This window comes from Verrucosispora sp. WMMD703 (assembly GCF_049178935.1).
GTDB classification, from domain to species: Bacteria; Actinomycetota; Actinomycetes; order Mycobacteriales; family Micromonosporaceae; genus Micromonospora; species Micromonospora sediminimaris.
In genome coordinates, this window is record NZ_JBMHMM010000004.1 from 3,018,717 (window position 1) to 3,045,694 (window position 26,978).

A 26,978-nucleotide genomic window follows, 5' to 3' on the forward strand; every position below is an offset into this window, starting at 1 on the left:
TCGCCTGATGTGCCGACACCTGGCCTATCTGGGGCCGCCGGTGACCCTGCGGGAGCTGCTGTTCGACCCGCCGCACTCGCTGCTGCGCCAGTCCTGGGCTCCCCGCGACATGCGCGGCGGCGGGACCATCAACGCCGACGGCTTCGGCATCGGGTGGTACCCGGACGGCCAGACGCCGGTGCGGTACCGCCGGGCGCAACCCATCTGGAGCGACCCGACCATCGCCGAACTGGCCGCGGTCACCTCCACCGGCGCGGTGCTGGCCGCCGTCCGCTCAGCCACCGTCGGCATGGCGATCGTCGACACCGCCGCCGCGCCCTTCGCCGAGGGGCGGTGGCTGTTCAGCCACAACGGTGTGGTCCGGGGCTGGCCGGACACGATGGTCCCGCTCGCCGCCGAGCTACCCGTACGGGACCTGCTCACCCTCGACGCGACGACCGACTCGGCACTGCTGTGGGCGCTGGTCCGTGACCGGTTGCGCGCCGGTGTCGCGCCGGCCCGGGCGGTCGCCGAGACGGTGACCTCGGCGGCGGCGGCGGCCCCCGGCTCCCGGCTCAACCTGTTGCTCACCGACGGGCACACGGTGGTCGCCAGCGCGGCCGGGCACGCCCTGTCACTGCGTGCCACACCCGCGTCGGTGCTGCTCGCCTCCGAACCGCACGACGACGGACCGGGCTGGCGTGCGGTGCCCGACGGGCAACTCGTGCAGGCCACGGCGACCGATCTGCGCCAGCAGGCACTGGCGGCGTGGTGAGGCGTCCGGCCGGCAGGCCCCGGGTCCGCACACACCTGTGAGAGACGACGGAAGGGGACAGCAGATGAGCGCTGAGCCGCTCGAGATCCACCTCGACGACCGGGACATCAGTCGCAGCCTGCGTCGGGATGTCCGCGTCGGGCTGACCGCCGCGGCGAAGTGGCTGCCGCCGAAGTGGTTCTACGACTCCCGGGGCAGCGAACTCTTCGACGAGATCACCCGACTGCCCGAGTACTACCCGACCCGGGCCGAGCGTGCCGTCCTGGCCGCGCAGGCGACGGAGATCGCCGAGCTGACCGGCGCGAAGACGCTCATCGAGCTGGGCTCCGGTTCCTCGGAGAAGACCCGCCTGCTGCTGGACGCCTTCACCCAGCACGGGGGGCTCGGCACGTTCGTGCCGCTGGACGTGTCGGTCAGCGCGCTGGCCGGGTCCACCGCCGCCCTCGCCGCCGACTATCCGGGCCTGCGGGTGCGCGGCATCGTCGGGGACTTCACGCGCCACCTGGAGCACCTGCCGACCGGCGGGCGGCGGCTGGTCATCTTCCTCGGTGGCACGATCGGCAACCTGCTGCCGGAGGAGCGGGCGGCGTTCGTCGCCGGGATGCGGGCCGCGCTGGAGGCGGGTGACTGGCTGCTGGTCGGTACCGACCTGGTCAAGGATCCGGCGGTGATCGTGCCCGCGTACGACGACGCGGCAGGGGTGACCGCGGAGTTCAACCGCAACGTGTTGCGGGTGCTCAACCGGGAACTCGGCGCCGACTTCGATCCGGCGGGGTTCGCCCATGTCGCGCTCTGGAATCCGGATCAGGAGTGGATCGAGATGCGGCTGCGGGCTGAGCGATCCATGCGAGTAGCGGTGCTCGACCTGAACGTCGACTTCGCCGTCGGTGAGGACCTGCGTACCGAGGTGTCGGCGAAGTTCCGCCCGGAGGGGATCTCGCGCGAGTTGGCCGCCGCCGGGTTCCGCACCGAGCGGTTCTGGACCGACCCGGACGGCCTGTTCGGGGTGACCCTCGCACGCGCCGAATGAGCGCTGTCCAGCGGCGGAGCTGATCAGCTCGGCACCGGGGCCCGGCGGCCGGCACGGCCGGGCCCCGGTGATCCGGGCACGGACGATCGGCTAGGCTGGGCGTAGCGAAGGGGAGTAGCCCATAACGTCGTGGTCGACATACTGGTGCGTGACGCATCCGGCCACCCGGCCTCGTTTCGGCGAGGCGGGCGAGACCTTCGACCCAGGCTGTCGCGGCCGGGTCGAGGGCGTCCCCACACCCTTCTCCCGGTCTGATCCGGGAAGGACATCATGGACGGGTTCCTCGCCGCGCTGGTGATCAGCTTCGGCGTAATCTTCGTCGCCGAACTGGGAGACAAGTCCCAGCTCATGGCGCTGGCCTTCGCCACCAGGTATCGCACGGTGCCGGTGCTGATCGGCATCACCGTCGCCACCACAGTGGTGCACCTCGCCTCGGTGGCGATCGGCCACGGCCTCGGCGCGACCCTGCCGACCGGCTGGATCTCGCTGCTGGCGGGTCTGGCCTTCCTCGGCTTCGGCGCGTGGACGCTGCGGGGCGACCGGCTCACCGAGGACGACGAGCGCCGTGCCGCCCGCGGCGGCAGATCAGCCGTGATCACCGTCGGTGTCGCCTTCTTCATCGCCGAGTTGGGCGACAAGACGATGCTCGCGACCATCACGCTGGCCACCCAGTACGGCTGGTTCGGCACCTGGATCGGCTCGACGATCGGCATGGTCCTGGCGGACGCGTTGGCGATCATCGCCGGCCGGCTGCTCGGCCGGAAGTTGCCGGAACGAACCATCAGGTACGGCGCCGCCACGCTCTTCGCCATCAGCGGTGTCTGGCTGATCATCGACGCGGTGACCCAGTTGCGCTGACCGCCGTGGTCGCCTGCCCAGCGGCCGCGGTGACCGGCCCGTCGTCGTACGACCCGGCGCCGACTACCCGCAGGCAGGCCGGGTAAGCCCGCGGGGTGGACGTCGAGGTGATCCTCCAACAGGGCCACCAGTTGCTGGTGACCGCTGTGGAACTCGTCGGCGCGTTCGTCATCGTCGTCGGTGCGACGCTGGCCGCGTTGCGGTTCGTGGTCGACGGGCTGCGCCACCGCGACGCCGCCGTGTTCACCCGGATCCGGCTCTCACTGGGGCGCTTCCTCACCCTCGGCCTGGAATTCCAGCTGGCGGCGGACATCCTGCGGACCGCGCTGTCGCCGACCTTCGCGCAGATCGGCCAACTGGCCGCCATCGCGGCCATCCGGACGGTGCTGAACTACGTGCTGGGACGCGAGATCGAACACGAGCAGCGGCAGGTCGACAACCGATGAGGATGCTGCTGTCCGCCCTCATCACGGCGCTCGGTGTACTCGCTGCGGCGGTGGCGTTGCTGACCACCGGCTCGCGTACGACGGCCCTGGGGGTGTTGCTCGACATGCTGCTCGCCGCCGGCCTGCTGCGGCTGGCCGGGGAGCAGTCCTGGACGGAGATCGCCGTACTGGTGGCGATCGTGGCACTGCGCCTGCTGGTGCGTACCGCGCTGACCGCGGATTTCCGGCGGCGGTCGAGAGAGGCGAAACGCCCGGCCGAGCGGGTCGGCCGGGCGTTTCCCCGATGAGTGCGGCGCGGAACGGGGTCAGCCGCCGGGCTTCTGGTAGACGTCCGGCACACCGTCCCGGTCCTGGTCGACCTGCTCCTTGAGGGCGATCGCGCGGTACACCTTGTTGCGCCGCCGCAGCACGACGGTGGCCAGCAGCGCCGAGATCAACGAGCCGGCCAGCACCGCCGCCTTGACGTTGTCGCCCTCGACCCCGTCGGAGCCGAAGGCCAACTCGCCGATGAGCAGCGACACGGTGAACCCGATACCGGCCAGGAACGACACGCCGAGCAGGTCCGACCAGCTGATGTCCTCGTCCAGGCTGGCCCGGGTGAACCGGGCCAGCAGGAAGGTGGAGCCGAGGATGCCGACGCACTTGCCGACGACGAGGCCGAGCACGATGCCGAGGACGATCGGGTCGGTGATCACCGCGCCGAGGTCCGCGCCCCGCAGGGACACCCCGGCGGCGAAGAACGCGAAGACCGGTACCGCGAAGCCGGCCGAGATCGGCCGCCACACGTGCTCCAGATGCTCGGCGAGGCCGGGCATCGGGCGACCGCCGGGGCTGCCCTTGCCGGCGAGCACCGGCACGGTGAAGCCCAGCAGCACGCCCGCCACCGTGGCGTGCACTCCGGAGGAGTGCACCAGGGTCCAGGCGATCACGGCGAGCGGGATGAGCGCCCACCACCAGGTGCGGCGACGCTGCACCAGCAGGCCGAACAGGGCGATCGGCACCAGGGCGGCGAGCAGCGGGACGATGCTGAAGTCGTCGGTGTAGAAGATCGCGATGATGGTGATGGCCAGCAGGTCGTCGACGACGGCCAGGGTGAGCAGGAAGGCGCGCAGTCCCTGCGGGAGATAGGCCCCGATCACGGCCAGCACCGCCAGCGCGAACGCGATGTCGGTGGCGGTCGGGATCGCCCAGCCGCGCAGTCCGTCGCCGCCACCGGCGACGTTGACGGCCACGAAGATCAGCGCCGGCACGACCATTCCGCCGACCGCCGCCACCACCGGCAGCGCCGCCCGCCGCGGGTCACGCAGTTCGCCGGCGACGAACTCGCGCTTGAGTTCCAGCCCTACCACGAAGAAGAAGATGGCCAGCAGGCCGTCGGCGGCCCAGGTGGCCAGGTCGAGGTCGAGGTGCAACGCCGCGCCGCCCGACCAGGGCACCCACCGCCCCAGGTCCGCGTAGGCGTCACCCCAGGGCGAGTTCGCCCAGACTAGTGCGATCACGGCGCCGAGGAGCAGCAGGGCGCCGCCGACGGTCTCCGTGCGCAGCACGTCGGCCACGAAACGCGCCTCGGGCCAGGAGGTCCGGGCGAAGAGGCCGCGCACGCCGCGGCGCTCGGGGGGCGGGGTCTGATCGGTCATACGTGAGGTCCACCTCGTCGGTCGGAGGGCAGCACGGCACCATCGCCGACCAGGCTTCCCGGCACACCCGTGCAAGACCCTATCCAGTGCCGACGGCCGTCGCGAGCGGGGCGAACGCGACTCTTCCCACAGGAGGGCGAGGAGTCACCCGAAGTGCTCGGCGAAGACACCGCAATTTTTCCGGGTCGGAGCGATTCCGACAGACCCCCGGTCCGGTTGGTCACTGCGGGCACGATCCGCCATTGAGAAAATACCTAACTCCGGACATAAGCCGCATGAGCCGCTTTAATGGTTTCACGAGATTGAGTCGACCTTGGGGGTTTTCGTGAAGTTCTTTGGCGTTACCGGCCCGGTACGGAGGCCCGCCTGATGGACCTGTACCGCCAACTACGCCTGGTGCGCCGGCACTGGTGGATCGTCCTGGTCACCCTCATGGTGGCCCTGGGCGTGACCGCGCTGGTCACCGTGCGGGCCCAGCCTCGCTACGTCGCCTCGGTCACCTTCTTCGTCACCACGCCGAGCCAGGGTGTCACCGACGCCTACCAGGGCGGGCTCTTCCTCCAGCAGCGGGTCAAGTCCTACGCGGAGCTGCTGACCAGCGATCGGCTGGCGCAGGCCGCGGTGGCCGACAACCAGCTCGGGCTGACCGCAGAGGAGATTCAGCGTCGGGTCAGCACCTCCACCGAGACCGGCACGGTGCTGCTGCGGGCGTCGGTGACCGACACCGACCAGACCCGGGCGTTGCGGGTGACCGAGGCGCTCTCGGCGAAGTTCGTGGAACTCGTACAGAAGGTCGAGGCGCGGCCGGACGGCACCCCGGGGCCAATCAAGATCGAGGTGGTAAGTGGGCCACGGGTGACCCCGACGCCGGTGTCGCCGCAGCCGGTACGCAACACCGCGATCGGCGCCCTGCTCGGCCTGCTGGCCGGCGTCGGTCTGGCGATTCTGCGGGGCATGGCCGATGTCCGGCTGCGCGACGCGGCCGGCCTGCAGCGGGTGACCGGCAGCCCGCTGCTCGGCGAGATCCCGATCGACACCAGCGCGCGGTCGGCCCCACTGATCGTCGGTGACGCCGCCACCTCGGCGCGGGCCGAGGCCGTCCGCAAGCTGAGGACGAACCTGCGCTTCGTCGACGTGCACGAGCCGGCCCGGGTCATCGCGGTGACCAGCGCCCTGCAGGGCGAGGGCAAGACCACCCTGTCGTGCAACCTGGCGATCGCCCTGGCCGAGGCGGGCTGGCGGGTGCTGCTTGTCGACGCCGACCTGCGTCGCCCGAAGGTCGGCGACTACCTGGGTATCGACCCGGGGGTGGGGCTGACCGACGTGCTCGTCGGCGACGTGCAGGTGGGCGACGTGGTCCAGCGCTGGGGCGACAAGTCGCTGCTGGTACTGCCCAGCGGCTCGGCGCCGCCCAACCCGAGCGAGCTGCTCGGCTCCAAGGCCATGTCGGATCTGCTGCTCGCCCTGCGTGAATCCGCCGACATCGTCATCATCGACACCGCGCCGCTGCTCGCGGTCACCGACGGTGTGGTGGTCGCCGTGCAGGCCGACGGCGCGCTGCTGGTCACCCAGCAGGGACGTACCTCGCGGGCCCAGGTCGCCGCAGCCGCCCGGGCCCTGCACTCGGTCTCGGTGCGGCTACTGGGCTGCGTGCTCAACATGGCCCGGGTGCCCAAGGCCGAGGCGTACCAGTACGAGGCCTACCGGGTGGTCGCCGCCGCGGCCGGTGGCCAGTCGGTGCCGAGGGACCGCAGCCGGGGCGGCCGGCATGCCGAGCGGGCCAACGCCGGCGAGGTGAGCGACCACACGCAGGAACTCACCCGGCTGTCCCGATGAGCGTGGCCAGGGGGCGCAACGCCCGGTCGATCTCCTCCGCGCAGCGTCGGAAGTCCTCCGGGGTGCCCCCCACGGGGTCACGCAGGTCGTCCGCATCGCCGGGGGCGGGCTGCAATCGCCCCCGGGCCAGTGCGGCGGCCGCCACCGCGGCCCGTACCGGATCGTCCTGCTCGTCCGGCGGTGGTTCGGCCGCCGCGGCGAGCCGGCCGAACTGGCGCAGCGTGAAGGTCCGGTGCAGCGCCGCCGGCGCCAGCGCGGTGCAGATGGAGCGCTGGCGCCGGGTGGCGGTCAGCACCAGCACCGCCCCGGTGAGATGCTCCGGCAGCAGCCGCCGGCTGCGGAACGACGCCGGGTCCTCGCCGGTCTCGGCGGCGATCGCCGCCGCGTACGGATGCATGGCCAGGCCCTCGACGGCGTCGGTGCCGGCGCTGGCCACCGTCACCGGTTGCCCGGCGAGCAGGCGACGGGCGGCGTACTCGGCCATCGGTGACCGGCACAGGTTGGCGTGGCAGACGAACAACACCCCGCTGAGCATGTGGAACCCCCTGGACGACGCGGTCGCGGGCGGTGGCGCCGCGACGTTTGACGGTCGCCGGCGGCGTCCGCCCGGTGAGGGGATGTCGAGATCGTACGCATTCGTCGCAGCCACGGTCCCGGGCGGCGCGCCGAACCGATGCGAGGGAACGGGGGTGTCCGGGTGCGAATCGGGATGGTGACGTACCACTTTCCGCCGGAGCCGGCGTTCATCCCCGGCAGCCTCGCCGAGGAACTCGCGGCGCGGGGGCACGAGGTGCGGGTCCTCACCGGCTTCCCCGACTATCCGGGCGGGCACGTGTACCCGGGGTGGCGGCAGCGTTGGCACCACGAGACCCGCAGCCGGGGGCTGACCGTGCGGCGGGTGCCCCGGTACAGCACCGGCGACGTCACCGTACGCGGCCGGATGGCTTCCTGGCTGACCTTCGCCGGCAGCGCGGCGCTTGTGGGCCGCCGGTTCCTGGCCGGCGTGGACGTGCTGTACGTGCACCAGCCGCCGGCCGCCGCGTTCGCCTCGGCGGCCCTGCTGCGCCTGCTCGGTCCGGTGCCGCTGGTACTGCACGTGCCGGACGTCTGGGCCGAACAGGTCCCCGAGGCCGTCGACGACGGCCGGTGGGCGGCGCGGGTGCGGGCGGCCACCCTCCGGACCTACCGTGCCGCCAGCCGGGTCGCGGTGACCACGCCGTCCCTGCGGGACGCGGTGCTGGCGGACGGGATCGACCAGGCGCGGGTCCGGGTGGTGCTCAACTGGACCGACGAGCGGATCTTCCGCCCGGTGTCGGCCAGTCCGGCCGCTCGGCGGTTGGTCCGTCGGGACGAACGGTGCGTGGTGATGCACGCCGGCACCATCGGCGCGCGGCAGGGACTGGACACGGCGGTACGCGCGGCGGCAGCCCTGGGCGAGACCGTCGATCTGGTCCTGGTCGGCTCGGGCTCCGACGAGCGGCGGGTGCGGGGACTCGCCGCCGAGCTGCGGGCCGACAACGTCCGATTCGTGGACCGGCGCTCCCCGTTGGACATGCCCGAGCTGTACGCCGCCGCCGACTACCAGCTGGTGATGGTGCGCGATCTGCCCGAGCTGCGCAGCAGCGTCCCGGACAAGCTCCAGGCGGCCCTGTCCTGCGGAGCGCCGGTGGTCGCCTCGGCCGGCGGCGACACCGCGACGCTTGTCGAACGGGCCCGGGCGGGGCTGTCCTGCCCGCCGGAGGATTGGGCCAGCCTGGCGGACCGGCTCTGGCTGGCGGCGCAGATCCCCGCACCGGCGCGGGCCGAGATGGGTCGGCGCGGCCGGGAAGCGTATCTCCGGGAGATGTCGCTGCCGTCGGGCGTGGATCGCATCGAGGCGCTGCTGCGCGAGGCGGCGGCCATCGGCGCCAGGCGTGCCACGGAAGCCGAACGAACCTCTCGTAACGCCTGATCCCGTCATTAACCCGCCAAACTCACCGTTAGGTGTTAAGAACAATGTGGTCTTCTGTCCGTTTTTGGAAAGAGGTGTGATGTGTCGGAGAGCGAGAGCCCTCGACGGCGGCGTAGCCGATCCCGCCGCCGTCGGCGCGCCCGACTGCGTCGCATCCTGCTGACCACGTTGGTGGTCGCCTCGTTGATGCTGGGTCTCACCGGGTGGGTCGGTTTCCGTGGCTGGCAGGCGCGCGCCCATCTGGTAAACGCCGCCGGCCTGGCCGGTGAACTGAGTGCCCATCTGGTCGGTGGCGACACCGCACGCGCCCAGCGGACCCTCGCCGCCTTGCAGGAGCAGGCCGGCGCGGCGCGGCGGGCCACCGGGGACCCCGGATGGTGGCTCGGCCGACAGGCCCCGGTGGCCGGGGCGAACCTCACCGCGGTTCGGCAGATCGCCATCGCCATCGACGACCTGGCCCGCCAGGCGTTCCCGGCGCTGCTCCGGGTCGACCTCGGTGGACTGATCCCCCAGGAAGGTCGGCTGGACCTGACCGGGCTGCGTACGGTCACCGACGATCTGGTCGCGGTGCACGCCACGGTGCAGCGGACCCGCGCTGAGTTGGCCGAGGTCTCCGGTGACCGGCTGGTCGCGCAGGTCCGACGCGCCCTCACGGAGCTGCGTGGCGAGATCGACCAGTTGGCCGCGATGACCTCGGCGGCGGACCGGGCGAGCCGACTGTTGCCGCCGTTGCTGGGCGTGGACGGGCCGCGACGGTATCTGCTGGTGTCGCAGAACCCCGCTGAGCTGCGCGCGACCGGCGGCATGTTCGGCGCGTACGCGGTCATCGAGGCGAACAATGGCCGGGTCAAGATGGGGGCCCAGGGCAGCGGTTCGAGCATCGGCCGGTTCGCCCAGCCGCTGAAGATCCCGGCGGAGGTGCGCGCCCTCTGGGGAGAGCTGCCGGGCATCTATCCGGCGGATGTGAACCTCAGCCCGCACTTCCCGACCGCGGCGGCCCTGTACCGGGAGATGTACCGCCGGCACAGCGGCGAGACGGTGGACGGCGTCCTGGCCGTCGATCCGGTGGTGCTGTCGTACCTGCTGAAGGCCACCGGGCCGGTGCGGGTGCCGGGTGGCGTGGCGTTGAGCGCCGAGAACGTGGTTCGGACCCTGCTCAGTGACACCTACCAGCGGATGAGTCCGAGAGAACAGGACGGCTTTTTCGCGGGCGCGGCGGCCACCGTCTTCGACACGCTATTCGCCCGGAACGTCCACCCGAATGGGTTGTTGTCCGCATTCAACCGCTCTATACAAGAACGTCGGATACTGTTCTGGAGTGCCCGACCGGAGGAACAGCGGACATTCGGCGACAGCCGGATGGCCGGGACGCTTCCGGAACAGGACACCGTGCCGACGGTCGGCGTGTTCCTCAACGACGGCAGCGGCGCGAAGCTCGGCTACTACCTCCGGCAGACCGCCGACCTGACGGTCGGCGACTGCCACGCCGACGGTCGCCGTGAGCTGAACCTGCGGGTGACGCTCCGGTCCACCGCGCCGGCTTCGGGGCTCAGCGAGTCGGTCCTCGGCCTCGGTCGGGCCGGGGATCCGTACACCGTCCGGACGCTGGTGTCGGTGTACGGGCCGGCCGGCGGGGCGGTGCTCGACACCCGAGTCGACGGTGCCGAGACCTCGGTGGGCAACGGCACCGAGCGGCAGCGGCAGGTCGCCACCGTGAACGTCGAGATCGGACCTGGCGGGACCCGCACGTTGGAGGTCTCGCTGTTGACCGGCAAGACGGAGAGCGGAGCGGCCGAGCTGTGGCTGACCCCGACCGCCACCCCATGGACCACCCATGTTGTTACCGCACCAAGCTGTTCTCAGTAGGAGGGAACGAACCATGCGGCTATCCCGCATCATCATGGCGCTCACGGTCGGTCTGGCCGTGGTGGCCGTGCCGGCTGCGGCGGGGGCGGCGCAACCGCAGCCGCAGCCGTCGCCAACAGTCACCGATCCGCCCCAGCCACCGCCGTATCCGCCGGTGCTGGCGTCGCTGACGGTGAACCGACCCACCATCTTCCTCGGTGAGACGGTCATCCTGACCGGCCGCAACTTCGGGCCGAACGAGACGGTCGACATCGTCGTCTCGGTGTCGCCGCTGGCCGCACCGGCCGCTGGTACGGCACGGCGCAGCGACGGCAGCACGGTCGCCATGGCGCCGGTGGCCTTCCAGGCCAGCGCGCCGCTGAGCTTCACCGCCCGGACCAACTCCGAAGGGGTCTTCACCCGGCGGTACACGCCGTCGGTGACCGGCCTGCTCACCTTCACCGCGACCGGTCGGGAGTCCGGCCGTACCGCCTCGACCCAGTTGCGGGTGCTGCCGAAGAAGAAGCCGCACCTGCCGGTCACCGGCAGCAGCCTGGACACGCCGATGAAGGTCGGCGGCGGGCTCGTCGCCGCCGGTGCCGTCCTGCTGCTCGGCACGCTGGCCTGGCGGCGGCGCAACCGCTTCGGTGCGGGTGGCGCGAACTGATCCACGATTCCGGGCAGGGCCCGGAGAACGAAGGTACCGGTGCCCGCCGCTCCCTCCGACGGGCACCGGTACCTGTCTGCCCGCCCTAGACCACGCCGTGCGCCAGCATCGCTTCGGCGACCCGGCGGAACCCGTTGATGTTCGCCCCGGCCACGTAGTCGCCCGGCAGGCCGTACTCCTCCGCCGTCGCCCAGCACCGGGCGTGGATGTCCCGCATCGTCTCTCGTAACCGCTGCTCCGACTTCGCGAAGGTCCACGTCTCCCGGCTGGCGTTCTGCTGCATCTCCAGGGCGCTGACCGCCACGCCACCGGCGTTGGCCGCCTTACCGGGAGCGAAGCGCACGCCGGCCCGACCGAGGATGCGCACCGCCTCGGGGGTGGTCGGCATGTTCGCCCCCTCCACCACCACCGCGCAGCCACCGGCGACCAACTGGGCGGCCTCCGCGCCGCCGATCTCGTTCTGGGTCGCGCACGGCAGGGCCAGGTCGCACGGCACCTCCCAGGGGGTACGGCCGGCGACGCTTACCGCGTGCGGCACGTCCAGCACGTAGTCCGCCAACCGGCCGCGCCGCCGCTCTTTCAGCTCCCGCAACACGTCGAGGTCGACGCCCTTCTCGTCGAGCAGGTAGCCGGTGGAGTCGGAGCAGGCGACCACCGTCCCGCCGAGCTGGTGGACCTTCTCGATGGCGTGGATGGCCACGTTGCCGGAACCGGAGACCACCACCCGCTTGCCGTCCAGACCATCCCCGGTCTGCCGCAGCATCTCCTCGGCGAAGAACACCGCGCCGTAACCGGTGGCCTCGGTACGCGCCTGCGCGCCGCCGTACGACAGGCCCTTGCCGGTCAGCACACCCGACTCGTACCGGTTGGTGATCCGCTTGTACTGGCCGAACAGGTAGCCGATCTCCCGGCTGCCCACCCCGATGTCACCGGCCGGCACGTCCGTCTGCGCCCCGATGTGCCGGTGCAACTCGGTCATGAAGCTCTGGCAGAAGCGCATCACCTCGCGGTCCGAGCACCCCTTGGGATCGAAGTCCGCGCCGCCCTTGCCGGCGCCGATCGGCAGCCCGGTCAGCGCGTTCTTGAAGATCTGCTCGAAGCCGAGGAACTTGACGATGCCCAGGTACACCGTGGGATGGAAGCGCAACCCACCCTTGAACGGGCCGAGCGCGCTGTTGAACTCGACCCGGAAGCCCCGGTTCACCCGGATCCGACCTGCGTCGTCCTCCCAGGGCACCCGGAAGATGATCTGCCGTTCCGGTTCGCAGATCCGCTCGATGATCCGGGCCCGCGCGTACTCCGGGTGCCGGGCCAGCGCCGGCCCGATGCTCTCCAACACCTCCCGTACGGCCTGGTGGAACTCGGGCTCACCCGGGTTGCGGGCGACCACACTGGCGAACACCGACTCGACCGTCTCCGGCATCACCGACACGTCCCTTCCGGTTCAGGCCCGGCGCCGTTGCCGGACCTCGGCGGCGTCGCGCCGACCGTCCTTCGATACGGTTCGTCACTGCCGTCCGGTTCACCGACGGTCCCGGACCAGCTCAGGTACCGGTTCGACACGCGGTCGACTGATCCGACCCGCCTCCTGGCGCGTACCCCTCGGTAGGGGACCGTGAAAGGGGAGACCGATGGCCGGATCGGTGCAGGGCGGACAGGATCGAACACACCCCGGGCCAGCCCCGGCGCAGGTCGAGGTGTCACCGGTGACGCCCGACATCGGGGAACCACCACCGGACCGACCGACCTGGTCGCCGGTCGCCCGGCTGCTGGTCGCCGCCGCGGTGCTGGTGCTGGGCCTGGGAGCGGTTGCCGTCGTGGTGATCCTCTCCGACCCGCACCGGCTCGGCCGGGTCTTCTCCGGCGGAACGGACTCGGTGGCCAGCGCGACCGCCGCGCCGGACGACGCCAGCGGACTGGGCGGTGCCGCCCGGGCGGCGCGGGAGAGCCCCGAGGAGGTACGGACCGCGCCGCTGCACGATCGACGGCGGGCCAGCTTCGAGTTGGTCGACGGGCTGGACCGGGTGGATCTGCGGGTCACCGAGTTGGGGGAGGAGCTGTACCGCGTGGTCAGCCCCGCCGCGTCCGGCTCGCGGGCACGTCCGGAACTGGTAGGCGATCGGGTGTCGCTGCGGATGGAGCGGACCGGCGAGCAGCCGGGCATGGTCGAGGTGCTGCTGAACGCCCGGGTGTCCTGGGATCTGCGGCTCACCGGTGGGACCGCCGAGCGACGGATGGACCTCAGCGCCGCCCGGCTGTCCGGACTGGAACTGGTGGGTGGCGCGACCCGGACCGACCTTCGGCTGCCCCACGTCGACGGGCTGCTCGTGGTGCGGGTCACCGGTGGGGTCAACCAGTTCGACGTCACGGTCACCGACGGCGTGCCGGTGCGCGTCCGGACTGGCTCCGGCGCCGGTGCCGTCGAGCTGTACGGCGAGCGCCGCGACGGCCTCGCCCCGGGTACGGTGCTCGGCTCGCAGGGCTGGGACCGGGCCCCCGAACGGATTTTCCTGGACCTGGTGGCCGGTGCCAACGTGGTGACCGTACGCGGCGGCTGAGCCCGTGCGGGGCAGCCGCTCGCCGACCGCCGGGCGGCCGGCCGGGGCCGGCGTAGAGTCGGACCGTGGAGCGTGCCGAAGCGATGCCTGCCGAGACCCGTCCGCCCGGGGTGGCGACGGTCGATCCAGGCAGCGTGCTGCTGCCCGGCCACGATGTGCCGCTGGGGCGCTACACCACGGTGCGCCGGCTGCTGCCGCAGCGCACCCGTCGACTGGTCGGGGCGTGGTGCTTCGTCGACCACTTCGGCCCCGACGACGTGGCCCAACGGCCCGGCATGGAGGTGCCGCCGCACCCGCACACCGGTCTGCAGACGGTGACCTGGCTGCTCGACGGCGAGATCCTGCACCGCGACAGCCTCGGTAACCAGCAGCCGATCCGTCCCGGCCAACTCAACGTGATGACCTCGGGTCACGGCATCGCCCACTCCGAACGCTCACCGGCGGAGCACCCGCCCCTGATGCACGGGGTGCAGTTGTGGGTGGCGTTGCCGGACGAGGCCCGAGCCGGCGGGGCCGACTTCGCCCACCACGCCGAGCTGCCCCGGTGGCGCGACGGGGATCTCGACGTCACCCTGCTGGTCGGGGAACTCGCCGGAGAACGCTCGCCGGCCCGGGTGCACACCCCGCTGCTCGGCGCGCAACTGGAACTGGCCGGATCGGCGGTGGCCGGGCTGCCGCTGCGGCGTGACTTCGAGTACGCGCTGCTGGCCCTCGACGGTGCCGGCGAGGTCGACGGCCAACCGCTGGTGCCCGGGGCGCTGCTCTGGCTCGGGGCCGGGCGGGACGTGCTGCGCCTGCGTGGTGAGCCGGGTAGCCGGCTCATGCTGCTCGGTGGCACACCGTTCGAGGAGCCGCTGGTGATGTGGTGGAACTTCGTCGGCCGTGACCACGACGAGATCGTCGCCGCCCGGGAGGACTGGATGGCCGGGCGGCGTTTCGGGGTGGTGGCCGACGACCCCGACCCGCCGCTGCCGGCACCGGCGCTGCCCACTGTCCGGCTCAAGGCCCGCGACCGTTCCGGCGGCTTCCACGGCTAGTGCCGTGTCCAGTCAGGCGGGGTGCTCCAAGTCGCGCACCAAGGGGTCGAGCAGCCGGTCGACGGACATCCGGGCGACGATCCCGTTGCGGAGGCGGGCGACCGTGCTCGACGAGGTGAAGAGCGCCCGGGCGAAGTGGCGTGACTGCCGCTGCGCCCGCTCGACACGCCCCTTTCGCCGCCGCTCGTAGCGGCGGAGCGCGAAGGGCACGTGGCCGGCGTCGCAGCGGCTGAGCTCATCGGCCAGCGCCGCTGCCGATTCCAGTGCCATCGAGGCGCCCATTCCGGCGGTCGGCAGAAAGGCGGCGGCGGCGTCCCCCACCAGCGCCACCCGGTCGCGTACCCATCGGGTGGAGCGCACGTCGGTCATGGGCCACAGCCAACGTTCGTCGTCTGAGCCGGGCAGCAGACGGTCGGCGGGCAGGCCCGCTCCGGTGAGGGTCCGGCGCAGCCATGCCCTGGCCTGCGGACCACGGACGGTATCCGAGGGACCGCCGACGATCAGGCACACCCGGCCCTGGCACGGGTAGCACCCGACGAAGCTGCCGGCTCCCCAGAATTCCAGCGTCTCACCGGCGTCGCCCGGGTGGTCCGCCGCCTCGATCCACCACGTGGCGCAGGTCCATCCCGTGTCATGCCGGGGCTGGGGTCCGAGGAGCGCGGTGCGCACCGCGGAACCGATGCCGTCGGCACCCACCAACAGGTCGGCCTCGATGGTGGTTCCGTCGTCGAGATGAGCATCGACGCGGGTGTGGTGCTGCTCCAGGGCAACGACGCGACCTGTCCGGTGCTCGACGTGGTCGCAGGCCGTGGCCAGCATCTCGACGAGGTCGCCGCGCGGCACGATGCCCAGATATCCGTGGCGGGCGATGCCGGCAGGTGGCCCGGAGGTGGTGAGCAGGGCTCCGGACCCCGACCGCGCCGTGTAGCGCCGCATCGGAAGGCCGCGCTCGACCAGCCGGTCATGAACGTCGACCGCGTGCAGCACCCGGGTTCCGTGTGGCCACAGGGCGAGCGCGAAGCCGTCGTCGCTGCCGTGGCCGGGGTCGACCACGGTGATCTGGTGGCCACGGGGACGCAGCAGCGCCGCGAGTGTCAGACCGGCGACACCCCCGCCGGCGATCAGCACCTTCACGACGCCTCCAGGCGACGTTTCGCTCCCACGCCGATGTCAGCCAGAAGAGCGTCCAGGGTGTCGATGACAGCGGTCAGCCGCCAGGAGGAGACGAAGTCGAACGCGTGCTGGCCGCCGGGCAGTTCGACGTGGACCACCGGCTGCGACGACTCGGCTCGCAGCTTGTCCGCCAGGGCGCGCGCCGTGGCGGCGGAGGTTTGGTTGTCGAGACTTCCGTGCGCGATCAGGCAGGCCGGTGCGTCGGATGCCGGCAGCGCGAACGGGGTCGACGTGACCACCTCGTCTCTACCGCGGCCGTAGTAACGGCCGTAGTAGCCGTAGAGACAGACCGCTGCGGCAGGGCGCTCGTCGGGCGTCGCGCGTAGCGCGTAGAGAGAGGTCAGATGAGCGCCCGCGGAGCTGCCCGCCATCACCACAGTCGTCGCGTCCGCGCCGTATTCTTCGGCGTGCTCGCGCGCCCAGGCCATCGCGGCCTCCGCGTCGGCAAGGTGCTCCTCGAAGCCCGCACCGGGACGGAGTCGGTACGTCGCGCTCACGCACAGCCAGCCGCGCGCGGCGAGGTGATGCAGCAGGCCACGACCTTCCCAGTTCTTGCTTCCCGAGAAGTAGCCGCCGCCGTGGAAGTAGACCAGCACCGGGCCACCCGTGGGCCGGTCGCGGCGTCGCAGCACGTCGAGGCGCTGGCGTCGGTGGTCGCCGTAGCGCAGGTTGCGTAGCCGCTGCACGGAACGCGGTCGGATCGGAAGCGGGGCGAGGGCGGTACGCCACCGGCTCTGTCGCGGCGGTGCGCGGTCTATGCCGGCCGCTCGGAGTGCGGCGTCAGCGACGGAGCTCGAACGGGTGGCCCGGCGGGTCAACCCGACAAGCATCACCGCGGTCGCGGCCGCGCCCGCCAGCAGGACGCCCGACAACACGTCGCGGCGCAGGTCCCCGCTCCAGACGGCCGCGGCGGTCGAGACCGCGAGCAGCGTCAGTACCAGGTGGGGCACCTCGTTCACGACCATCCCGGCCAGGAAGGCGGCCCGCGCCAGCGGCCGTGGTCGCGTGGGTGGGCTGAACGCTGCGGTGGTGGCCAGGCCGAGTACGAGGACGTGCACCACGTAGTCGTTCGGCATGGACTCCTCCTCTACAGGTGTCGAGGAGTGCTACTCTACACCTGTAGAGCTGGGAGGGAAGCCCATGGCGACCGAACGCCGGACGGTGATCGCGGACGCGGCGATCACCACGCTGGCCACGGCCGGTGGACGTGGACTCACGCACCGAGCCGTCGACAGGGAGGCGAGGCTTCCGCTCGGCTCGACCTCCTACTACTTCCGCACCCGCGCGGACCTGCTCCGGGCGGCCGTCGACCGGCTGGCCGAACTGGACGAGGCGGCCCTCGCTCCCGCAACCGGCGGGACGCTCGCCGCAGACCTCGCCCGAGTGGCCGAACAGCTGCTCAGCGCCGACCGGGAGCGGCTCCTCGCCCGCTACGAGCTCGCGCTCGAATCCGTACGGCGGCCCGAGCTGCGCGAGGTCCTGGCGGCCGGCACGCACCGGGTGCGTGGTGCCATCGAGCAGCGGCTGACCGAGCAGGGCGTCGTGGCAGCACGCGATGTGGCCAAGGCCGCGCTCGCGCTCGTCGACGGTCTGCTCTTCGCCGAACTCACCGCGGCCGAGGGGCAGCAACGCGGCCGCGCCGAGCTGGAAGCTACCCTGGCGAGGCTCGTGGGCGCCGAGTGACCCAAGCCGGCCTGAACCCCGAGGACCGATCCGACAGTTGAGCGTCCTGTGATGGAGAGCCTCTTGCGCCGACTCACCTACTACGTGGCGACCACCCTCGACGGCTTCATCGCCGGCCCGGACGGCGGGGACCCGAGCGGCCGGAGCTACTTCCCGGTCCCCGCCGACCTGATCGACTACATGGTGACCAACTTCCCGGAGACGTTGCCCGCGCCCGCCCGTGCCGCGTTGGGCGTCGAGGGGCCGGGAAAGGTCTTCGACACGGTGCTCGAAGGTCGGGCGTCCTATCAGCTCGGCCTGGACGCCGGGCTCGACGACGCCTATCCGCACCTGCGTCACCTGGTGTTCTCCACCACCCTGCGGGCAACGCCGGGCAACGCCGTCGAGCTGGTCCGCACCGACGCCCTCGACCGAGTCCGCAGCCTCAAGCAGGACGGCAGCGAGCTGGACATCTGGCTGGTCGGCGGCGGTACGTTGGCCCACAGCCTGCTGCCCGAGATCGACCGGCTCATCATCAAGCAGCACCCGTCCGTGATCGGCTCGGGCATCCCGATGTTCGCCGGTCCCTTCCAGCCCACCTTGTTCACCCACGTGGACGCCGCCGTGCTGGACTCAGGGGTACGCGTACTGACGTTGGATCGCAGCTGAGGTTCGTGTCCGGGCGGCCGGGACACCCGGCCTACTCGTGCGGGGCGCGGGTAACAGCCGCTCATGCCCACCACGGTTGCCACGATCGAGGACAGGAAGCGGTTGGCGCGTCGGCTCGCCGGTAGCGGCCGGGGCTTCGCCGAGCAGTACGGATTCCGGGTCACAAACAACCCGTCCAGCCTGTTCCAGGTGCTCTGCCTGTCCATGCTGCTCGCCCGCCGGGGAGATTTCCGGCGGGCCGTCGACGGCGCGCACGCGCTGTCTGACGCGGGCTGGGACAGCGCCGCCCGGCTGTCCGGCGCGTCACACCCGGATCGGGTCAGGGCGCTGCGCGACAGCGGCCAGCGCGGCGACGTCGACGCGCTGGCCGACCTGCTGGGCCGGCTGGCCCGCACGGTCGTCGAACGGTACCGGGGCGACCTAAGGCGGCTGCGGTCGGCGGCGCACCGCGACCCGGCCCGTGAGCGGGCCCTGCTCACCGCCCTCCCGGGGGTCGACGAGCAGGTCGCGGACCTGTTCCTGCGCGAGGTGCAGGCGCTGTGGGGCGAGGTCGCGCCGGTGGCCGACCGGCGGGCGCTGACGGCGGCGCGGCGACTCGGCTTGGGCCGCTCCGCCGAGGATCTCGCCGGGCTGGCCGGCGGCCGCGAGTCGGAGCGGCTCGCTTGGCTGGTCGGTGCGCTCGCGCGGGTCGACCTGGAGGGGCGCTACGCCGAGCTGACAGAATGAGGCCCTTCGTCGGTACCCGCTGTCCGTTCGGCTGATGGCGTGCGGTAAGCTGTCCGCAGTAAAACGCAGCCACCCGGTTCGGGTGGCTGTCGGCCGCCTGGTGGCCGCGACCCGGTTCGGGTGCGCCGTCGCCAGGGCAGGCGGTTACGCAGGGGCGCCCCCGGCAGCGGTTCGTTGCCGGGGCGCCTCCCTGTCTACCGGCGAGTCGAGACGCGCCGGGCAGGGCCTAGATGCCGCGCAGGTGCTGAGATACCCGCTGGTGCCGCTTGTCGCGTCCCTGCGCGCCACGCTGCGCATCGGTGATCTCGGGGGCCGCGTCGATGCCGGCCGAACGGGCCACCTGGTTGCCGTTGGCGTAATCCACCGGAGGCAGGGCGCGCAGGGCCTGGAGCACGTCCGGCGGCGCCCCTTCCCGCTCGGCCTCGCGTACCACCTCGTCCTTCCCGGCGGGGTAGTCCAGGCTCGACAGGTACTGCAGGACGTCGGCGTAACTCGCCATGATGTCGGCTCCTCCCGGGCATTCGGTCCGGCCACAACCGGGCGCGGATACCCGACCCGGGGCCGCTCACGCGCCGAGGCCGACGGAAAAGCAGTCGCCGTTTCCATACCGGGCGGGTGGGTAAGCGCCGGCCGGAGGGGGTACGCGATGAACTACGACACGTTCGTCGACCAGGTCGCCCAGCGCACCGCCACGTCATCGTCGCGGGCGGTGGAGCTGATTCGGGCGACGCTGGAGACGCTGGCCGAGCGGCTGACCGGCGGCGAGGTGCTGGACCTGGCCGTGCAGCTGCCCGCTCCGCTGAGGCTGCCGATGCGCCCGACACCGGACATCGAGGCGGCGGAGCGCTTCGGCGCCGCCGAGTTCGTCGCCCGGGTCGCGCTCCGCGCCGGGGTGGGGGAGCCGGCCGCCCGGGACGCGGTCCGCGCGGTCTTCACCACCCTTCGGGAGGCGGTGACCGGTGGCGAGTTCGACGAACTGGTGGTCCAGTTGCCCCGCGACTACCGCGACATGGTTGAGCCCGCCCTGGCGCCCGGCGCCACGTTGCGGCGCGGCTGACTGGCCGTCGGTGCGGACACCGCACTAGCCGATCGCCCCGCTGGCGCGCAGCCGGCTGATCCGGTCCCGGTCGAAGCCTGCCTCGCCGAGAATCTCGTCGGTGTGTTCGCCCGGCCACGGCGGCGGCCGGCGGATCGCGGCCGGGGTGGCGGAGAACCGGGGTGCCGGCGCCGGTTGGACGACCCCGTCGCTGAGCACGAACGTCTTCCGGGCGGCCAGGTGCGGGTGTTCCGGGGCTTCACGCCAGTCCAGCACCGGCGCGGCGCAGGCGTCGGAGGCGGTGAGCAGCGCGGCCCACTCGTCGCGGGTACGGGTGCGGAACAGGCGCGCCCAGGCGGCCCGCAGCGCCGGCCAGTTCGCCGGGTCGGTGCGGTCGATCGGCTCGTCCGGCGGCAGCGGGAAGCCGGTGAGCCGCACCAGCTCGTCGTAGAAGCGCGGCTCCAGCGCCCCGACGGCGAGGTACCGCCCGTCGGCGCACTCGTACGTGTCGTAGAAGGGCGCACCCCCGTCGAGCAGATTGACCCCGCGCGGGTTTCGCCACATGCCGAGCTGGTGCAGGGCGTGGATCTGGGTGCTGAGCACCGCGACCCCGTCCACGATGGCCGCGTCGACCACCTGGCCGGTGGCGCCCCCGCGCACCGCGTACAGCGCGGAGACGACACCCAGGGCGAGCATCATTCCGCCGCCACCGAAGTCGCCGAGCAGGTTCATCGGCGGCACCGGAGGCTCACCAGCCCGTCCGATGCCGTGTAACGCACCGGTCAGCGCCAGGTAGTCGATGTCGTGCCCGGCGTACGGGGCGTTCGGGCCGTCCTGGCCCCAGCCGGTCATCCGGCCGTAGACCAGCCCCGGGTTGACCGCGTGGCAGTCGGCCGGCCCGACGCCGAGCCGCTCGGTGACGCCGGGCCGGAACCCCTCGACGAGGGCGTCCGCGTCGCGGACCAGGGCCAGTACCACCTCGCGCCCGTCGGCGGATTTCAGGTCCACCCCGATCGAGCGGCGCCCCCGGTTGAGCAGATCGGGGTGCGGGGTGCCGAAGGCCGTGGCATCCACCTCGGTGACCCGGTCCACCCGGATCACGTCGGCCCCCAGGTCGGCCAGCATCATGGCGGCGAACGGCCCGGGGCCGATCCCGGCCAGTTCCACCACGCGTACGCCGGCCAGCGGGCCGGTCGCCAGGTCTGCGGTCACCGGGTCACGATAGGCGCTCACCTCAGCAGCGGTCGGCTGCCGGCCGTGAGCGAAGCCACCGGGCCCGACAACGCCCCGCCTGGCGGGTGGAATTCGGCTGTCCTAACCTTGTCAGCACGAGGGGAGTACTTCCCACGAACCATGCCGGTCAGTACGGCGCGCCCGGAGCGCGCCTCGGGTGGTTGCCCACGAAACGTGGGTGAAGGAGACCTCGAACATGACACGGTGTTCGAGGAGGCCCCATGTCCGATTTGTCTGTCGCGGCTGGTCTGCAGTCGGTGGGCACGCCCTCGCTGTGGGCGATCACCATCCTTGGCGTGCTCGCCCTGCTGACGCTGGACTTCCTGGTGACCCGGCGCCCGCACGAGGTGTCGCTCAAGGAGGCACTCGGCTGGACCGCCTTCTACATAGCCCTGCCGCTGGCTTTCGGTGCCTGGGTCTGGCACCGCTACGGCTCCGAGCGTGGCTTCGAGTACCTCACCGGATACCTGGTCGAGAAGTCGCTGTCGGTCGACAACCTCTTCGTCTTCATGCTGCTGTTGGCCGCCTTCGCAGTGCCCAGCGAACTCGCCCAGCGGGTGCTGCTGTTCGGCATCACCGGAGCGCTGGTCCTGCGTGGTGTCTTCATCGCCCTAGGCGCGGCGGCCCTGCAAACCCTGGACTTCGCCTTTCTGATCTTCGCGTTGATCCTGCTGTTCACCGCCGCCAAGCTGCTCCGCGACGCGTTCACCGGGCACGAGCAGACGGTGGACATCGGCAACATGCGCTCGGTGCGACTGCTGCGCCGGTTCATGCCGGTGGTCCACGAGTACCACGGCACCAAGATGACCGTCCGGGTCGACGGGCGTCGGGCGCTCACCCCGCTCGCGCTGGTGGTGGTTGCGGTGTTCGCCACCGACGTGGTCTTCGCCGTCGACTCGGTGCCGGCGGTGTACGGCATCACCGAGGACCCGTACCTCGTCTTCGCCACCAACGCCTTCGCCCTGCTGGGCCTGCGGGCGCTGTACTTCGTGCTGCACGCGGCGCTGAGCCGGCTGGTCCACCTCACCTACGGCCTGGCGATCATCCTGGCCTTCATCGGCATCAAGCTCGGCCTGCACTGGGCGCACGGTGTCTGGGAGGGCGTCCCGGAGATCCCCACCGTGGCCTCGCTGCTGGTCATCGTCGGCGTGCTGACCGTGGTCACGATCACCAGCCTGCGGGCGACCCGGAACGTGGTGCCGGGGGCCAAGGAAGTCGTCACCGAGCGGAAGTGAGCGTCTCCGGGAACGGGTGGCCGACTCCGTGCCGGTCGAACCCGCCCCCGGCGGTCCTCGCCGTGGTAGGACTGAGCGGTGGGTATCGTCACACCGGGCTTCCAGGGTCGGCCGCGCGCCGAGGCTCCGGATCTGCCTCCCGGCCAGTACCTGACGCCTGACTTTCCCGTGCTCTCCGCGGGCCCGACCCCACGGGTGCCCCGTGACCAGTGGGAATTCGTGATCAGCTCCGAGACCGGTACGGAGTACCGGTGGAGCTGGGACGAGATGATGGCGCTGCCGCAGGAGACGCCGACCGTCGACATTCACTGTGTCACCCGGTGGTCCAAGCTCGGCACCACCTGGCGCGGCGTCTCGCTGGACACGCTGCTCGAGGGCGTGGACACCGCCGCCGACTACGCCCTCGCGCACTCCTACGGCGGCTACACCACAAACCTCCCGCTGGAGGACCTGCGCGACGGGCAGGCCTGGCTGGTGCACACCTACGACGGAGACGACCTGCCGGCCGAGCACGGCGGGCCGGCGCGGCTGCTCGTGCCGCACCTCTACTTCTGGAAGTCCGCCAAGTGGGTGCGGGGCATTCATCTCACCGTCGAGGACACCCCGGGTTTCTGGGAGACCGCCGGCTACCACGACTACGGCGACCCGTGGCGTGAGCAGCGGTACCAGGGCGATTGAGCGGCCGGATGAGCTGGCGGGCGGCCCGGTTGGTGGCACACCGGACCGAGACGCCGACGGCGCGGACCCTGGTGCTGGAGGTACCCGGTTGGCCGGCCCACCTGCCTGGCCAGCATGTCGACATCCGGCTCACCGCGCCGGACGGGTACCAGGCCGCCCGGTCGTACTCGCTCGCCGCCCCCGCCGACGGTGACCGGATCGAGGTGTCCATCCAGCGGGTGTCCGACGGCGAGGTGTCGCCGTTCCTGGTGGACGCCTACCGCGAGGGTGATCCGGTCGAGGTGCGCGGCCCGATCGGCGGCTGGTTCGTCTGGCGGCCACAGCAGACCGAACCGGTGCTGCTGGTCGCCGGGGGGTCGGGGGTGGTGCCGCTGATGGCCATGATCCGTGGCCGGCGGGCGGCCGGAAGCCGGGCACCGTTCCGGCTGATCTACTCCGTCCGCACCCCCGAGGACGCCTTCTACACCGACGAGCTGCGGCGACGGGTACGCGACGACGCCGGCCTGGACGTGGCGTACGTGTACACCCGGCAGGCGCCCGAGGGCTGGCGCGGCGAGCCGCACCGGCTCGGCCTCGCCGATGTCAACACCCATGGCTGGCCGCCGGAGTTGGAGCCGTTGGTGTACGTGTGCGGGCCCACCGCTTTCGTGGAGACCGTCTCCGACCTGCTCGTCGGGCTGGGCCACCCGGCGCGGCGGGTACGCACCGAACGTTTCGGCCCGACCGGTTGAGAGGAGACCGCGGATGACCGCGCTGCCCTACGTGGACGGCAACATGCTCGACGGTCCGTTGGGGGAGGTGTTCGCGGTCGACTTGAGCACCGCCACCGCCCGGTGCGCCACCTGTGGCACCCCCGGTCCGGTGGCCGGGCTTCGGGTCTACTCGCATGCGCCCGGCCTGGTGGGTCGCTGCCCCACCTGCGTCGAGGTGATGGTGCGGCTGGTCCGCGCGCCCGACCGCGCCTGGCTGGACCTGCGCGGCGCCACGTTCCTCCAGTTCCCGATGCCACTCGACCGGCCACGCTGAGGTCTTCGCGACTGTCGTGGGGACGTTTGCCGGCGCGCATGACGGGAACCGGGCCGAAATGACGAAGCCTCGTGTGGTGATCGTGGGGGCCGGGTTCGCCGGGTACCACGCGGCGAAGACGTTGAGCCGGTTGGCCCGCGACCGAGCCGAGATCGTCCTGCTGAACTCGACGGATTACTTCCTGTACCTGCCGCTGCTGCCGGAGGTGGCGGCGGGGGTGGTGGAGCCGGGCCGGATCGCGGTGCCGCTGGCCGGCACCCTGGACGGCGTACGGGTGGTGATCGGCGAGGCCGACAGCGTCGACCTGCAGAACCGGTGGGTCGGCTTCACCCAGCCGGAGGGCGACCGCAATCGGCTGGCGTACGACCGGTTGGTCCTCTCCGTCGGCAGCGTGAACAAGCTGCTACCAATTCCCGGCGTGACCGAGTACGCGCACGGCTTCCGCGGTCTGCCTGAGGCGCTCTACCTGCACGATCATGTGGTCCGGCAGATCGAGCTGGCCGAGCAGGCAGAGGATCCGGCGGAGCAGCAGGCACGTGCCACGTTCGTGGTGGTGGGTGCCGGATACACCGGTACCGAGGTGGCCGCGCACGGCATCCTGTTCACCGACGAACTGGCCGCCCAACACCCCCGGCTCAAGATCCGGCCGAGGTGGATGCTGCTGGACGTGGCCCCACGCGTGCTGCCGGAGTTGGACCGGCGGATGTCGGCCACCGCCGACAAGGTGCTGCGGCGGCGCGGGGTCGACGTACGGATGGGTACCTCGGTGGCGGTCGCCACCTCCGACGGGGTCAAGCTCACCGACGGCGAGTACGTGCCCACCTGCTCGCTGGTCTGGTGCGTCGGCGTACGTCCCGACCCGTTCGTGGCGGAACTGGGCCTGCGGACCGAGAAAGGGCGGTTGGTCGTCGACGAGTACCTCAACGTCCCCGGGTTCCCCGAGGTCTACGCCTGCGGCGACGCCGCCGCGGTGCCCGACCTGACCCGGCCCGGTGAGATCTGCACGATGACCGCTCAGCACGCGCAGCGGCAGGGCAAACTGGCCGCGCACAACATCGCCGCCTCGTACGGGCAGGGACGCCGCCGGCCGTACAAGCACCACGATCTCGGTTGGGTGGTCGACCTGGGCGGCAAGCAGGCCGCGGCGAACCCGTTGAAGGTGCCGCTGTCCGGTCTGCCCGCCAAGGCGGTCACCCGGGGCTACCACCTGCTTGCGATGCCCGGCAACCGGGCCAGGGTGAGCGCGGACTGGTTCCTCGACGCCGCGCTGCAACGGTCGGCGGCACAGCTCGGACTGATCTCCGCCACCGCCGTACCGCTGGAGAGTGCGTCGCCCGAGATGCCGGCGCGGGCCCGCTGACCACGGGGCCCGACCGACCCGCCGTGCGGTCGTGTGGGTGTCCACGACCGCACGGCTGACATCTCGACGGCTCAGCCGGCGGCCATTCCGGCCCCCGCCTCGTCGATGGCGTCATCCACCGCGTGCGCCAGGTCGATGTCCATCGCGGTCACCGCCCCGGCGTTGCTTGAGGTCACGGTCAGCACGGCGGTCGTCGGGTCGGCGCGGCCGATCCGTGGTCCGCGGCCGGTCTGCTGGCGCAGCAGGTCGAGCCGGTCCAACACCCGGTCCAGGTTGCCCGGCGGCAATTCCAGGGTCCGGGACAGCGCGGTGCCGTCACCGGACCAGTAGGGCAGGTCGCCCAGGGCCGTACGCAGCTCGGCCGCCGACAACGGCGGCAGCGCGCTGACCGGACCGACCACGCCGCCGCCGGCCGACGGCTGCTCCAGCAACTGCCGCAGCTCATCCGGTACGTGCAGCGACTCGACCAGGTCACCGTCGTGCTCGGCGAGTGCGGCGAGGGTCGCCTCGGCCTGATAGCGCGCCTGCTCCGGGCTTCGACCGCTGATCCGACCCACCTCGGAGAGGAAGCCGCCCAGGTCCTGGCGCCGCTCGATGCCGTCCACCGGGACCACGTCGTGCAGTGAGGCGGGCACCGCCTCCAGCAACCGGCGGCGTTCGCCGGCCTCCAGGGCCCAGGCCAGCACGAGCACCGTCGACTCGACCCCGACCTTGGCGGTGCGGAAGTCGACCCCGGCGCGACGTACGACGTCCTCGACCAGGTCGCGGTAGCCCATGGTGGTGATCCCCGGTGCCTGCACACCTGGCTCCGGCCGGGGCCGAGGGGCCTCCGGCAAACCGGCTGGCGGGGGAGCGGGACCGCCCCGCGTGGTGTCCGGTTTGCGGCCGCCAGCCGGTGCCGGGCCGGCCCGCTTGTTCTGGTCGAGGTGGGTGAGTTGTTTGGACGCGCTCAGGCTGGCGCCGGCGTCGGCGGCTCGCATGCCGCGTTCCCGGGCCTGCCGGGCCAGTGCCCGGCGGCGCTGGTTGTCGCCCTCCATCTGCTTACGCATGGTGCACACCTCGCTTCCGCTGGTGTTCGCTGGCTTCGTCGATGGCCTTCCCGGCCGTCGCCGGTGCGAAACGATCGGGCCGGGGTCGGGCCGGGTGCCGGTCGCCGACGCCGGTGAGGCTTCATCCCGCCGGGGTGAGGGCCGGTCACCCGGGCGGGGCTGACGATCGTGGTGGACCGGAGATCTTCCGAGGCACGGCGGAAGGGAAGGTCGTGATGAAGCGGATAGTCGAGATCGTCCCCGCTCGACCCGGTTGGTACGCCCGGTGGCGGCTGGCACCTGAGCGCACCCGCTGTTACCCGGTGAGCCTGTGGGCGCTGTTGGAAGAGGCCGACGGCGGCGGCCGCGAGGTGATCGGCGTCGACTGCGCCGGCCAGTGGCCCGGGGCGCAGGACGACGGTACAGGTGCGGAGTTCGTCCGCTATCTGTTCAAAACTCCGGATTCGGGTCCACCGGAGGACGCGGAGCCGACCATCCACCGTACGGGCCGGTATCCGGTCCCGGCCTCCTGA

29 protein-coding genes are annotated in these 26,978 nt (G+C 71.9%); 21 read left to right on the forward strand and 8 right to left on the reverse strand.

What is annotated here, in order from left to right; all coding sequences use genetic code 11:
- Positions 1-7 precede the first annotated feature (7 nt).
- The 5 genes from egtC to ACN26Z_RS14345 all read left to right on the forward strand — a co-directional run bounded on the left by egtC (position 8) and on the right by ACN26Z_RS14345 (position 3,375).
- Entirely contained in the window at positions 8-754 is a 747-nt protein-coding gene (gene egtC / locus ACN26Z_RS14325; RefSeq protein WP_421461682.1) for an ergothioneine biosynthesis protein EgtC, read from the forward strand.
- Between the two features lie 64 nt (positions 755-818).
- Positions 819-1,784 carry an L-histidine N(alpha)-methyltransferase gene (egtD, locus tag ACN26Z_RS14330; RefSeq protein WP_282238836.1) on the forward strand — a complete coding sequence of 322 codons (966 nt, stop codon included), beginning with the start codon at positions 819-821 and terminating at the stop codon, positions 1,782-1,784.
- Between the two features lie 270 nt (positions 1,785-2,054).
- A complete protein-coding gene (locus ACN26Z_RS14335; RefSeq protein ID WP_421461685.1) occupies positions 2,055-2,642 on the forward strand; it encodes a TMEM165/GDT1 family protein in 588 nt (195 codons plus the stop codon).
- Positions 2,643-2,737: 95 nt separating this feature from the next.
- Positions 2,738-3,088 (forward strand): DUF1622 domain-containing protein, encoded by a 351-nt coding sequence (locus tag ACN26Z_RS14340; protein ID WP_421461687.1) that lies wholly within the window; start codon positions 2,738-2,740, stop codon positions 3,086-3,088.
- The gene (locus ACN26Z_RS14345; protein WP_421461689.1) at positions 3,085-3,375 is read left to right on the forward strand and encodes a hypothetical protein; all 291 of its coding nucleotides are present in this window, start codon (positions 3,085-3,087) and stop codon (positions 3,373-3,375) included. The genes ACN26Z_RS14340 and ACN26Z_RS14345 overlap by 4 nt, the downstream gene beginning before the upstream one ends.
- Positions 3,376-3,393: 18 nt before the next feature.
- Here the strand turns inward: ACN26Z_RS14345 and nhaA are convergent, their stop codons facing one another.
- The gene (nhaA, locus tag ACN26Z_RS14350; protein WP_421461691.1) at positions 3,394-4,725 is read right to left on the reverse strand and encodes a Na+/H+ antiporter NhaA; all 1,332 of its coding nucleotides are present in this window, start codon (positions 4,723-4,725) and stop codon (positions 3,394-3,396) included.
- A 369-nt stretch (positions 4,726-5,094) separates the two neighbouring features.
- Between nhaA and ACN26Z_RS14355 the strand changes: the two genes are divergently transcribed.
- A complete protein-coding gene (locus ACN26Z_RS14355; protein ID WP_282238832.1) occupies positions 5,095-6,561 on the forward strand; it encodes a polysaccharide biosynthesis tyrosine autokinase in 1,467 nt (488 codons plus the stop codon).
- On the opposite strand, the gene ACN26Z_RS14360 is transcribed toward ACN26Z_RS14355, so the two are convergent.
- Entirely contained in the window at positions 6,542-7,096 is a 555-nt protein-coding gene (locus ACN26Z_RS14360; protein WP_282238831.1) for a low molecular weight phosphatase family protein, read from the reverse strand. The genes ACN26Z_RS14355 and ACN26Z_RS14360 overlap by 20 nt on opposite strands.
- A gap of 162 nt (positions 7,097-7,258) precedes the next feature.
- Here ACN26Z_RS14360 and ACN26Z_RS14365 point away from each other — a divergent pair, with 162 nt between their 5' ends.
- From ACN26Z_RS14365 to ACN26Z_RS14375, 3 genes are all read left to right on the forward strand, one after another.
- Positions 7,259-8,512, forward strand: coding sequence for a glycosyltransferase family 4 protein (locus ACN26Z_RS14365; protein WP_421461694.1), 1,254 nt, complete (start codon positions 7,259-7,261; stop codon positions 8,510-8,512).
- Between the two features lie 81 nt (positions 8,513-8,593).
- Positions 8,594-10,378: a DUF4012 domain-containing protein gene (locus tag ACN26Z_RS14370; protein WP_421461696.1), complete on the forward strand. Its 1,785-nt coding sequence runs from the start codon at positions 8,594-8,596 to the stop codon at positions 10,376-10,378.
- A 13-nt stretch (positions 10,379-10,391) separates the two neighbouring features.
- Positions 10,392-11,024: a hypothetical protein gene (locus tag ACN26Z_RS14375; RefSeq protein ID WP_210935912.1), complete on the forward strand. Its 633-nt coding sequence runs from the start codon at positions 10,392-10,394 to the stop codon at positions 11,022-11,024.
- 85 nt (positions 11,025-11,109) lie between these two features.
- Here the strand turns inward: ACN26Z_RS14375 and gdhA are convergent, their stop codons facing one another.
- A complete protein-coding gene (gene gdhA / locus ACN26Z_RS14380; protein ID WP_282238827.1) occupies positions 11,110-12,447 on the reverse strand; it encodes an NADP-specific glutamate dehydrogenase in 1,338 nt (445 codons plus the stop codon).
- A 283-nt stretch (positions 12,448-12,730) separates the two neighbouring features.
- Here gdhA and ACN26Z_RS14385 point away from each other — a divergent pair, with 283 nt between their 5' ends.
- Entirely contained in the window at positions 12,731-13,582 is an 852-nt protein-coding gene (locus ACN26Z_RS14385) for a hypothetical protein (protein WP_421461698.1), read from the forward strand.
- 83 nt (positions 13,583-13,665) lie between these two features.
- Entirely contained in the window at positions 13,666-14,619 is a 954-nt protein-coding gene (locus ACN26Z_RS14390; RefSeq protein ID WP_421464649.1) for a pirin family protein, read from the forward strand.
- Positions 14,620-14,631: 12 nt separating this feature from the next.
- On the opposite strand, the gene ACN26Z_RS14395 is transcribed toward ACN26Z_RS14390, so the two are convergent.
- Together ACN26Z_RS14395 and ACN26Z_RS14400 are read right to left on the reverse strand one after the other, a co-directional pair.
- Complete coding sequence (locus ACN26Z_RS14395; protein WP_421461700.1) at positions 14,632-15,753, reverse strand: FAD-dependent oxidoreductase; 1,122 nt, start codon at positions 15,751-15,753, stop codon at positions 14,632-14,634.
- The gene (locus tag ACN26Z_RS14400) at positions 15,750-16,868 is read right to left on the reverse strand and encodes an alpha/beta hydrolase (RefSeq protein ID WP_421461702.1); all 1,119 of its coding nucleotides are present in this window, start codon (positions 16,866-16,868) and stop codon (positions 15,750-15,752) included. Before ACN26Z_RS14400 ends, ACN26Z_RS14395 begins: the two co-directional genes overlap by 4 nt.
- A gap of 64 nt (positions 16,869-16,932) precedes the next feature.
- On the opposite strand from ACN26Z_RS14400, the gene ACN26Z_RS14405 reads away from it, so the two are divergent.
- The 3 genes from ACN26Z_RS14405 (at position 16,933) to ACN26Z_RS14415 (ending at position 18,849) form a co-directional block, all read left to right on the forward strand.
- Positions 16,933-17,475 carry a TetR/AcrR family transcriptional regulator gene (locus ACN26Z_RS14405; RefSeq protein ID WP_093402717.1) on the forward strand — a complete coding sequence of 181 codons (543 nt, stop codon included), beginning with the start codon at positions 16,933-16,935 and terminating at the stop codon, positions 17,473-17,475.
- 51 nt (positions 17,476-17,526) lie between these two features.
- Entirely contained in the window at positions 17,527-18,123 is a 597-nt protein-coding gene (locus tag ACN26Z_RS14410; RefSeq protein ID WP_421461705.1) for a dihydrofolate reductase family protein, read from the forward strand.
- A 63-nt stretch (positions 18,124-18,186) separates the two neighbouring features.
- The gene (locus ACN26Z_RS14415) at positions 18,187-18,849 is read left to right on the forward strand and encodes a hypothetical protein (RefSeq protein ID WP_093402718.1); all 663 of its coding nucleotides are present in this window, start codon (positions 18,187-18,189) and stop codon (positions 18,847-18,849) included.
- 226 nt (positions 18,850-19,075) lie between these two features.
- Here the strand turns inward: ACN26Z_RS14415 and ACN26Z_RS14420 are convergent, their stop codons facing one another.
- Entirely contained in the window at positions 19,076-19,348 is a 273-nt protein-coding gene (locus tag ACN26Z_RS14420) for a DUF2795 domain-containing protein (RefSeq protein WP_093402719.1), read from the reverse strand.
- A gap of 147 nt (positions 19,349-19,495) precedes the next feature.
- On the opposite strand from ACN26Z_RS14420, the gene ACN26Z_RS14425 reads away from it, so the two are divergent.
- Positions 19,496-19,906, forward strand: coding sequence for a DUF2267 domain-containing protein (locus ACN26Z_RS14425; protein WP_093402720.1), 411 nt, complete (start codon positions 19,496-19,498; stop codon positions 19,904-19,906).
- Positions 19,907-19,930: 24 nt separating this feature from the next.
- On the opposite strand, the gene ACN26Z_RS14430 is transcribed toward ACN26Z_RS14425, so the two are convergent.
- A complete protein-coding gene (locus ACN26Z_RS14430) occupies positions 19,931-21,097 on the reverse strand; it encodes a CaiB/BaiF CoA transferase family protein (protein ID WP_421461708.1) in 1,167 nt (388 codons plus the stop codon).
- 242 nt (positions 21,098-21,339) lie between these two features.
- On the opposite strand from ACN26Z_RS14430, the gene ACN26Z_RS14435 reads away from it, so the two are divergent.
- From ACN26Z_RS14435 to ACN26Z_RS14455, 5 genes are all read left to right on the forward strand, one after another.
- On the forward strand, positions 21,340-22,353 hold the full coding sequence (locus tag ACN26Z_RS14435; protein ID WP_282238820.1) for a TerC family protein: 1,014 nt from the start codon (positions 21,340-21,342) through the stop codon (positions 22,351-22,353).
- A 78-nt stretch (positions 22,354-22,431) separates the two neighbouring features.
- The gene (locus ACN26Z_RS14440) at positions 22,432-23,031 is read left to right on the forward strand and encodes a sulfite oxidase-like oxidoreductase (RefSeq protein ID WP_421461711.1); all 600 of its coding nucleotides are present in this window, start codon (positions 22,432-22,434) and stop codon (positions 23,029-23,031) included.
- 8 nt (positions 23,032-23,039) lie between these two features.
- A complete protein-coding gene (locus ACN26Z_RS14445) occupies positions 23,040-23,762 on the forward strand; it encodes a ferredoxin reductase (protein WP_282238819.1) in 723 nt (240 codons plus the stop codon).
- A 13-nt stretch (positions 23,763-23,775) separates the two neighbouring features.
- Positions 23,776-24,057 carry a DUF6510 family protein gene (locus ACN26Z_RS14450; RefSeq protein WP_282238818.1) on the forward strand — a complete coding sequence of 94 codons (282 nt, stop codon included), beginning with the start codon at positions 23,776-23,778 and terminating at the stop codon, positions 24,055-24,057.
- A 58-nt stretch (positions 24,058-24,115) separates the two neighbouring features.
- Positions 24,116-25,417: an NAD(P)/FAD-dependent oxidoreductase gene (locus ACN26Z_RS14455; protein WP_421461713.1), complete on the forward strand. Its 1,302-nt coding sequence runs from the start codon at positions 24,116-24,118 to the stop codon at positions 25,415-25,417.
- A 71-nt stretch (positions 25,418-25,488) separates the two neighbouring features.
- Here the strand turns inward: ACN26Z_RS14455 and ACN26Z_RS14460 are convergent, their stop codons facing one another.
- Entirely contained in the window at positions 25,489-26,466 is a 978-nt protein-coding gene (locus ACN26Z_RS14460) for a DUF2267 domain-containing protein (protein ID WP_421461715.1), read from the reverse strand.
- Positions 26,467-26,681: 215 nt separating this feature from the next.
- Here ACN26Z_RS14460 and ACN26Z_RS14465 point away from each other — a divergent pair, with 215 nt between their 5' ends.
- On the forward strand, positions 26,682-26,978 hold the full coding sequence (locus ACN26Z_RS14465) for a hypothetical protein (protein WP_421461716.1): 297 nt from the start codon (positions 26,682-26,684) through the stop codon (positions 26,976-26,978).

Excerpts from the sequence above, each read along its gene's own strand:
- egtC (WP_421461682.1), top strand. The coding sequence starts at position 8 with ATGTGCCGACACCTGGCCTATCTGGGGCCGCCGGTGACCCTGCGGGAG.
- egtD (WP_282238836.1), top strand. The coding sequence starts at position 819 with ATGAGCGCTGAGCCGCTCGAGATCCACCTCGACGACCGGGACATCAGT.
- ACN26Z_RS14335 (WP_421461685.1), top strand. The coding sequence starts at position 2,055 with ATGGACGGGTTCCTCGCCGCGCTGGTGATCAGCTTCGGCGTAATCTTC.
- ACN26Z_RS14345 (WP_421461689.1), top strand. The coding sequence starts at position 3,085 with ATGAGGATGCTGCTGTCCGCCCTCATCACGGCGCTCGGTGTACTCGCT.
- nhaA (WP_421461691.1), bottom strand. The coding sequence starts at position 4,725 with ATGACCGATCAGACCCCGCCCCCCGAGCGCCGCGGCGTGCGCGGCCTC.
- ACN26Z_RS14355 (WP_282238832.1), top strand. The coding sequence starts at position 5,095 with ATGGACCTGTACCGCCAACTACGCCTGGTGCGCCGGCACTGGTGGATC.
- ACN26Z_RS14360 (WP_282238831.1), bottom strand. The coding sequence starts at position 7,096 with ATGCTCAGCGGGGTGTTGTTCGTCTGCCACGCCAACCTGTGCCGGTCA.
- ACN26Z_RS14375 (WP_210935912.1), top strand. The coding sequence starts at position 10,392 with ATGCGGCTATCCCGCATCATCATGGCGCTCACGGTCGGTCTGGCCGTG.
- gdhA (WP_282238827.1), bottom strand. The coding sequence starts at position 12,447 with ATGCCGGAGACGGTCGAGTCGGTGTTCGCCAGTGTGGTCGCCCGCAAC.
- ACN26Z_RS14390 (WP_421464649.1), top strand. The coding sequence starts at position 13,666 with ATGCCTGCCGAGACCCGTCCGCCCGGGGTGGCGACGGTCGATCCAGGC.
- ACN26Z_RS14400 (WP_421461702.1), bottom strand. The coding sequence starts at position 16,868 with ATGCCGAACGACTACGTGGTGCACGTCCTCGTACTCGGCCTGGCCACC.
- ACN26Z_RS14405 (WP_093402717.1), top strand. The coding sequence starts at position 16,933 with ATGGCGACCGAACGCCGGACGGTGATCGCGGACGCGGCGATCACCACG.
- ACN26Z_RS14410 (WP_421461705.1), top strand. The coding sequence starts at position 17,527 with ATGGAGAGCCTCTTGCGCCGACTCACCTACTACGTGGCGACCACCCTC.
- ACN26Z_RS14415 (WP_093402718.1), top strand. The coding sequence starts at position 18,187 with ATGCCCACCACGGTTGCCACGATCGAGGACAGGAAGCGGTTGGCGCGT.
- ACN26Z_RS14420 (WP_093402719.1), bottom strand. The coding sequence starts at position 19,348 with ATGGCGAGTTACGCCGACGTCCTGCAGTACCTGTCGAGCCTGGACTAC.
- ACN26Z_RS14425 (WP_093402720.1), top strand. The coding sequence starts at position 19,496 with ATGAACTACGACACGTTCGTCGACCAGGTCGCCCAGCGCACCGCCACG.
- ACN26Z_RS14435 (WP_282238820.1), top strand. The coding sequence starts at position 21,340 with ATGTCCGATTTGTCTGTCGCGGCTGGTCTGCAGTCGGTGGGCACGCCC.
- ACN26Z_RS14445 (WP_282238819.1), top strand. The coding sequence starts at position 23,040 with ATGAGCTGGCGGGCGGCCCGGTTGGTGGCACACCGGACCGAGACGCCG.
- ACN26Z_RS14450 (WP_282238818.1), top strand. The coding sequence starts at position 23,776 with ATGACCGCGCTGCCCTACGTGGACGGCAACATGCTCGACGGTCCGTTG.
- ACN26Z_RS14455 (WP_421461713.1), top strand. The coding sequence starts at position 24,116 with ATGACGAAGCCTCGTGTGGTGATCGTGGGGGCCGGGTTCGCCGGGTAC.
- ACN26Z_RS14460 (WP_421461715.1), bottom strand. The coding sequence starts at position 26,466 with ATGCGTAAGCAGATGGAGGGCGACAACCAGCGCCGCCGGGCACTGGCC.
- ACN26Z_RS14465 (WP_421461716.1), top strand. The coding sequence starts at position 26,682 with ATGAAGCGGATAGTCGAGATCGTCCCCGCTCGACCCGGTTGGTACGCC.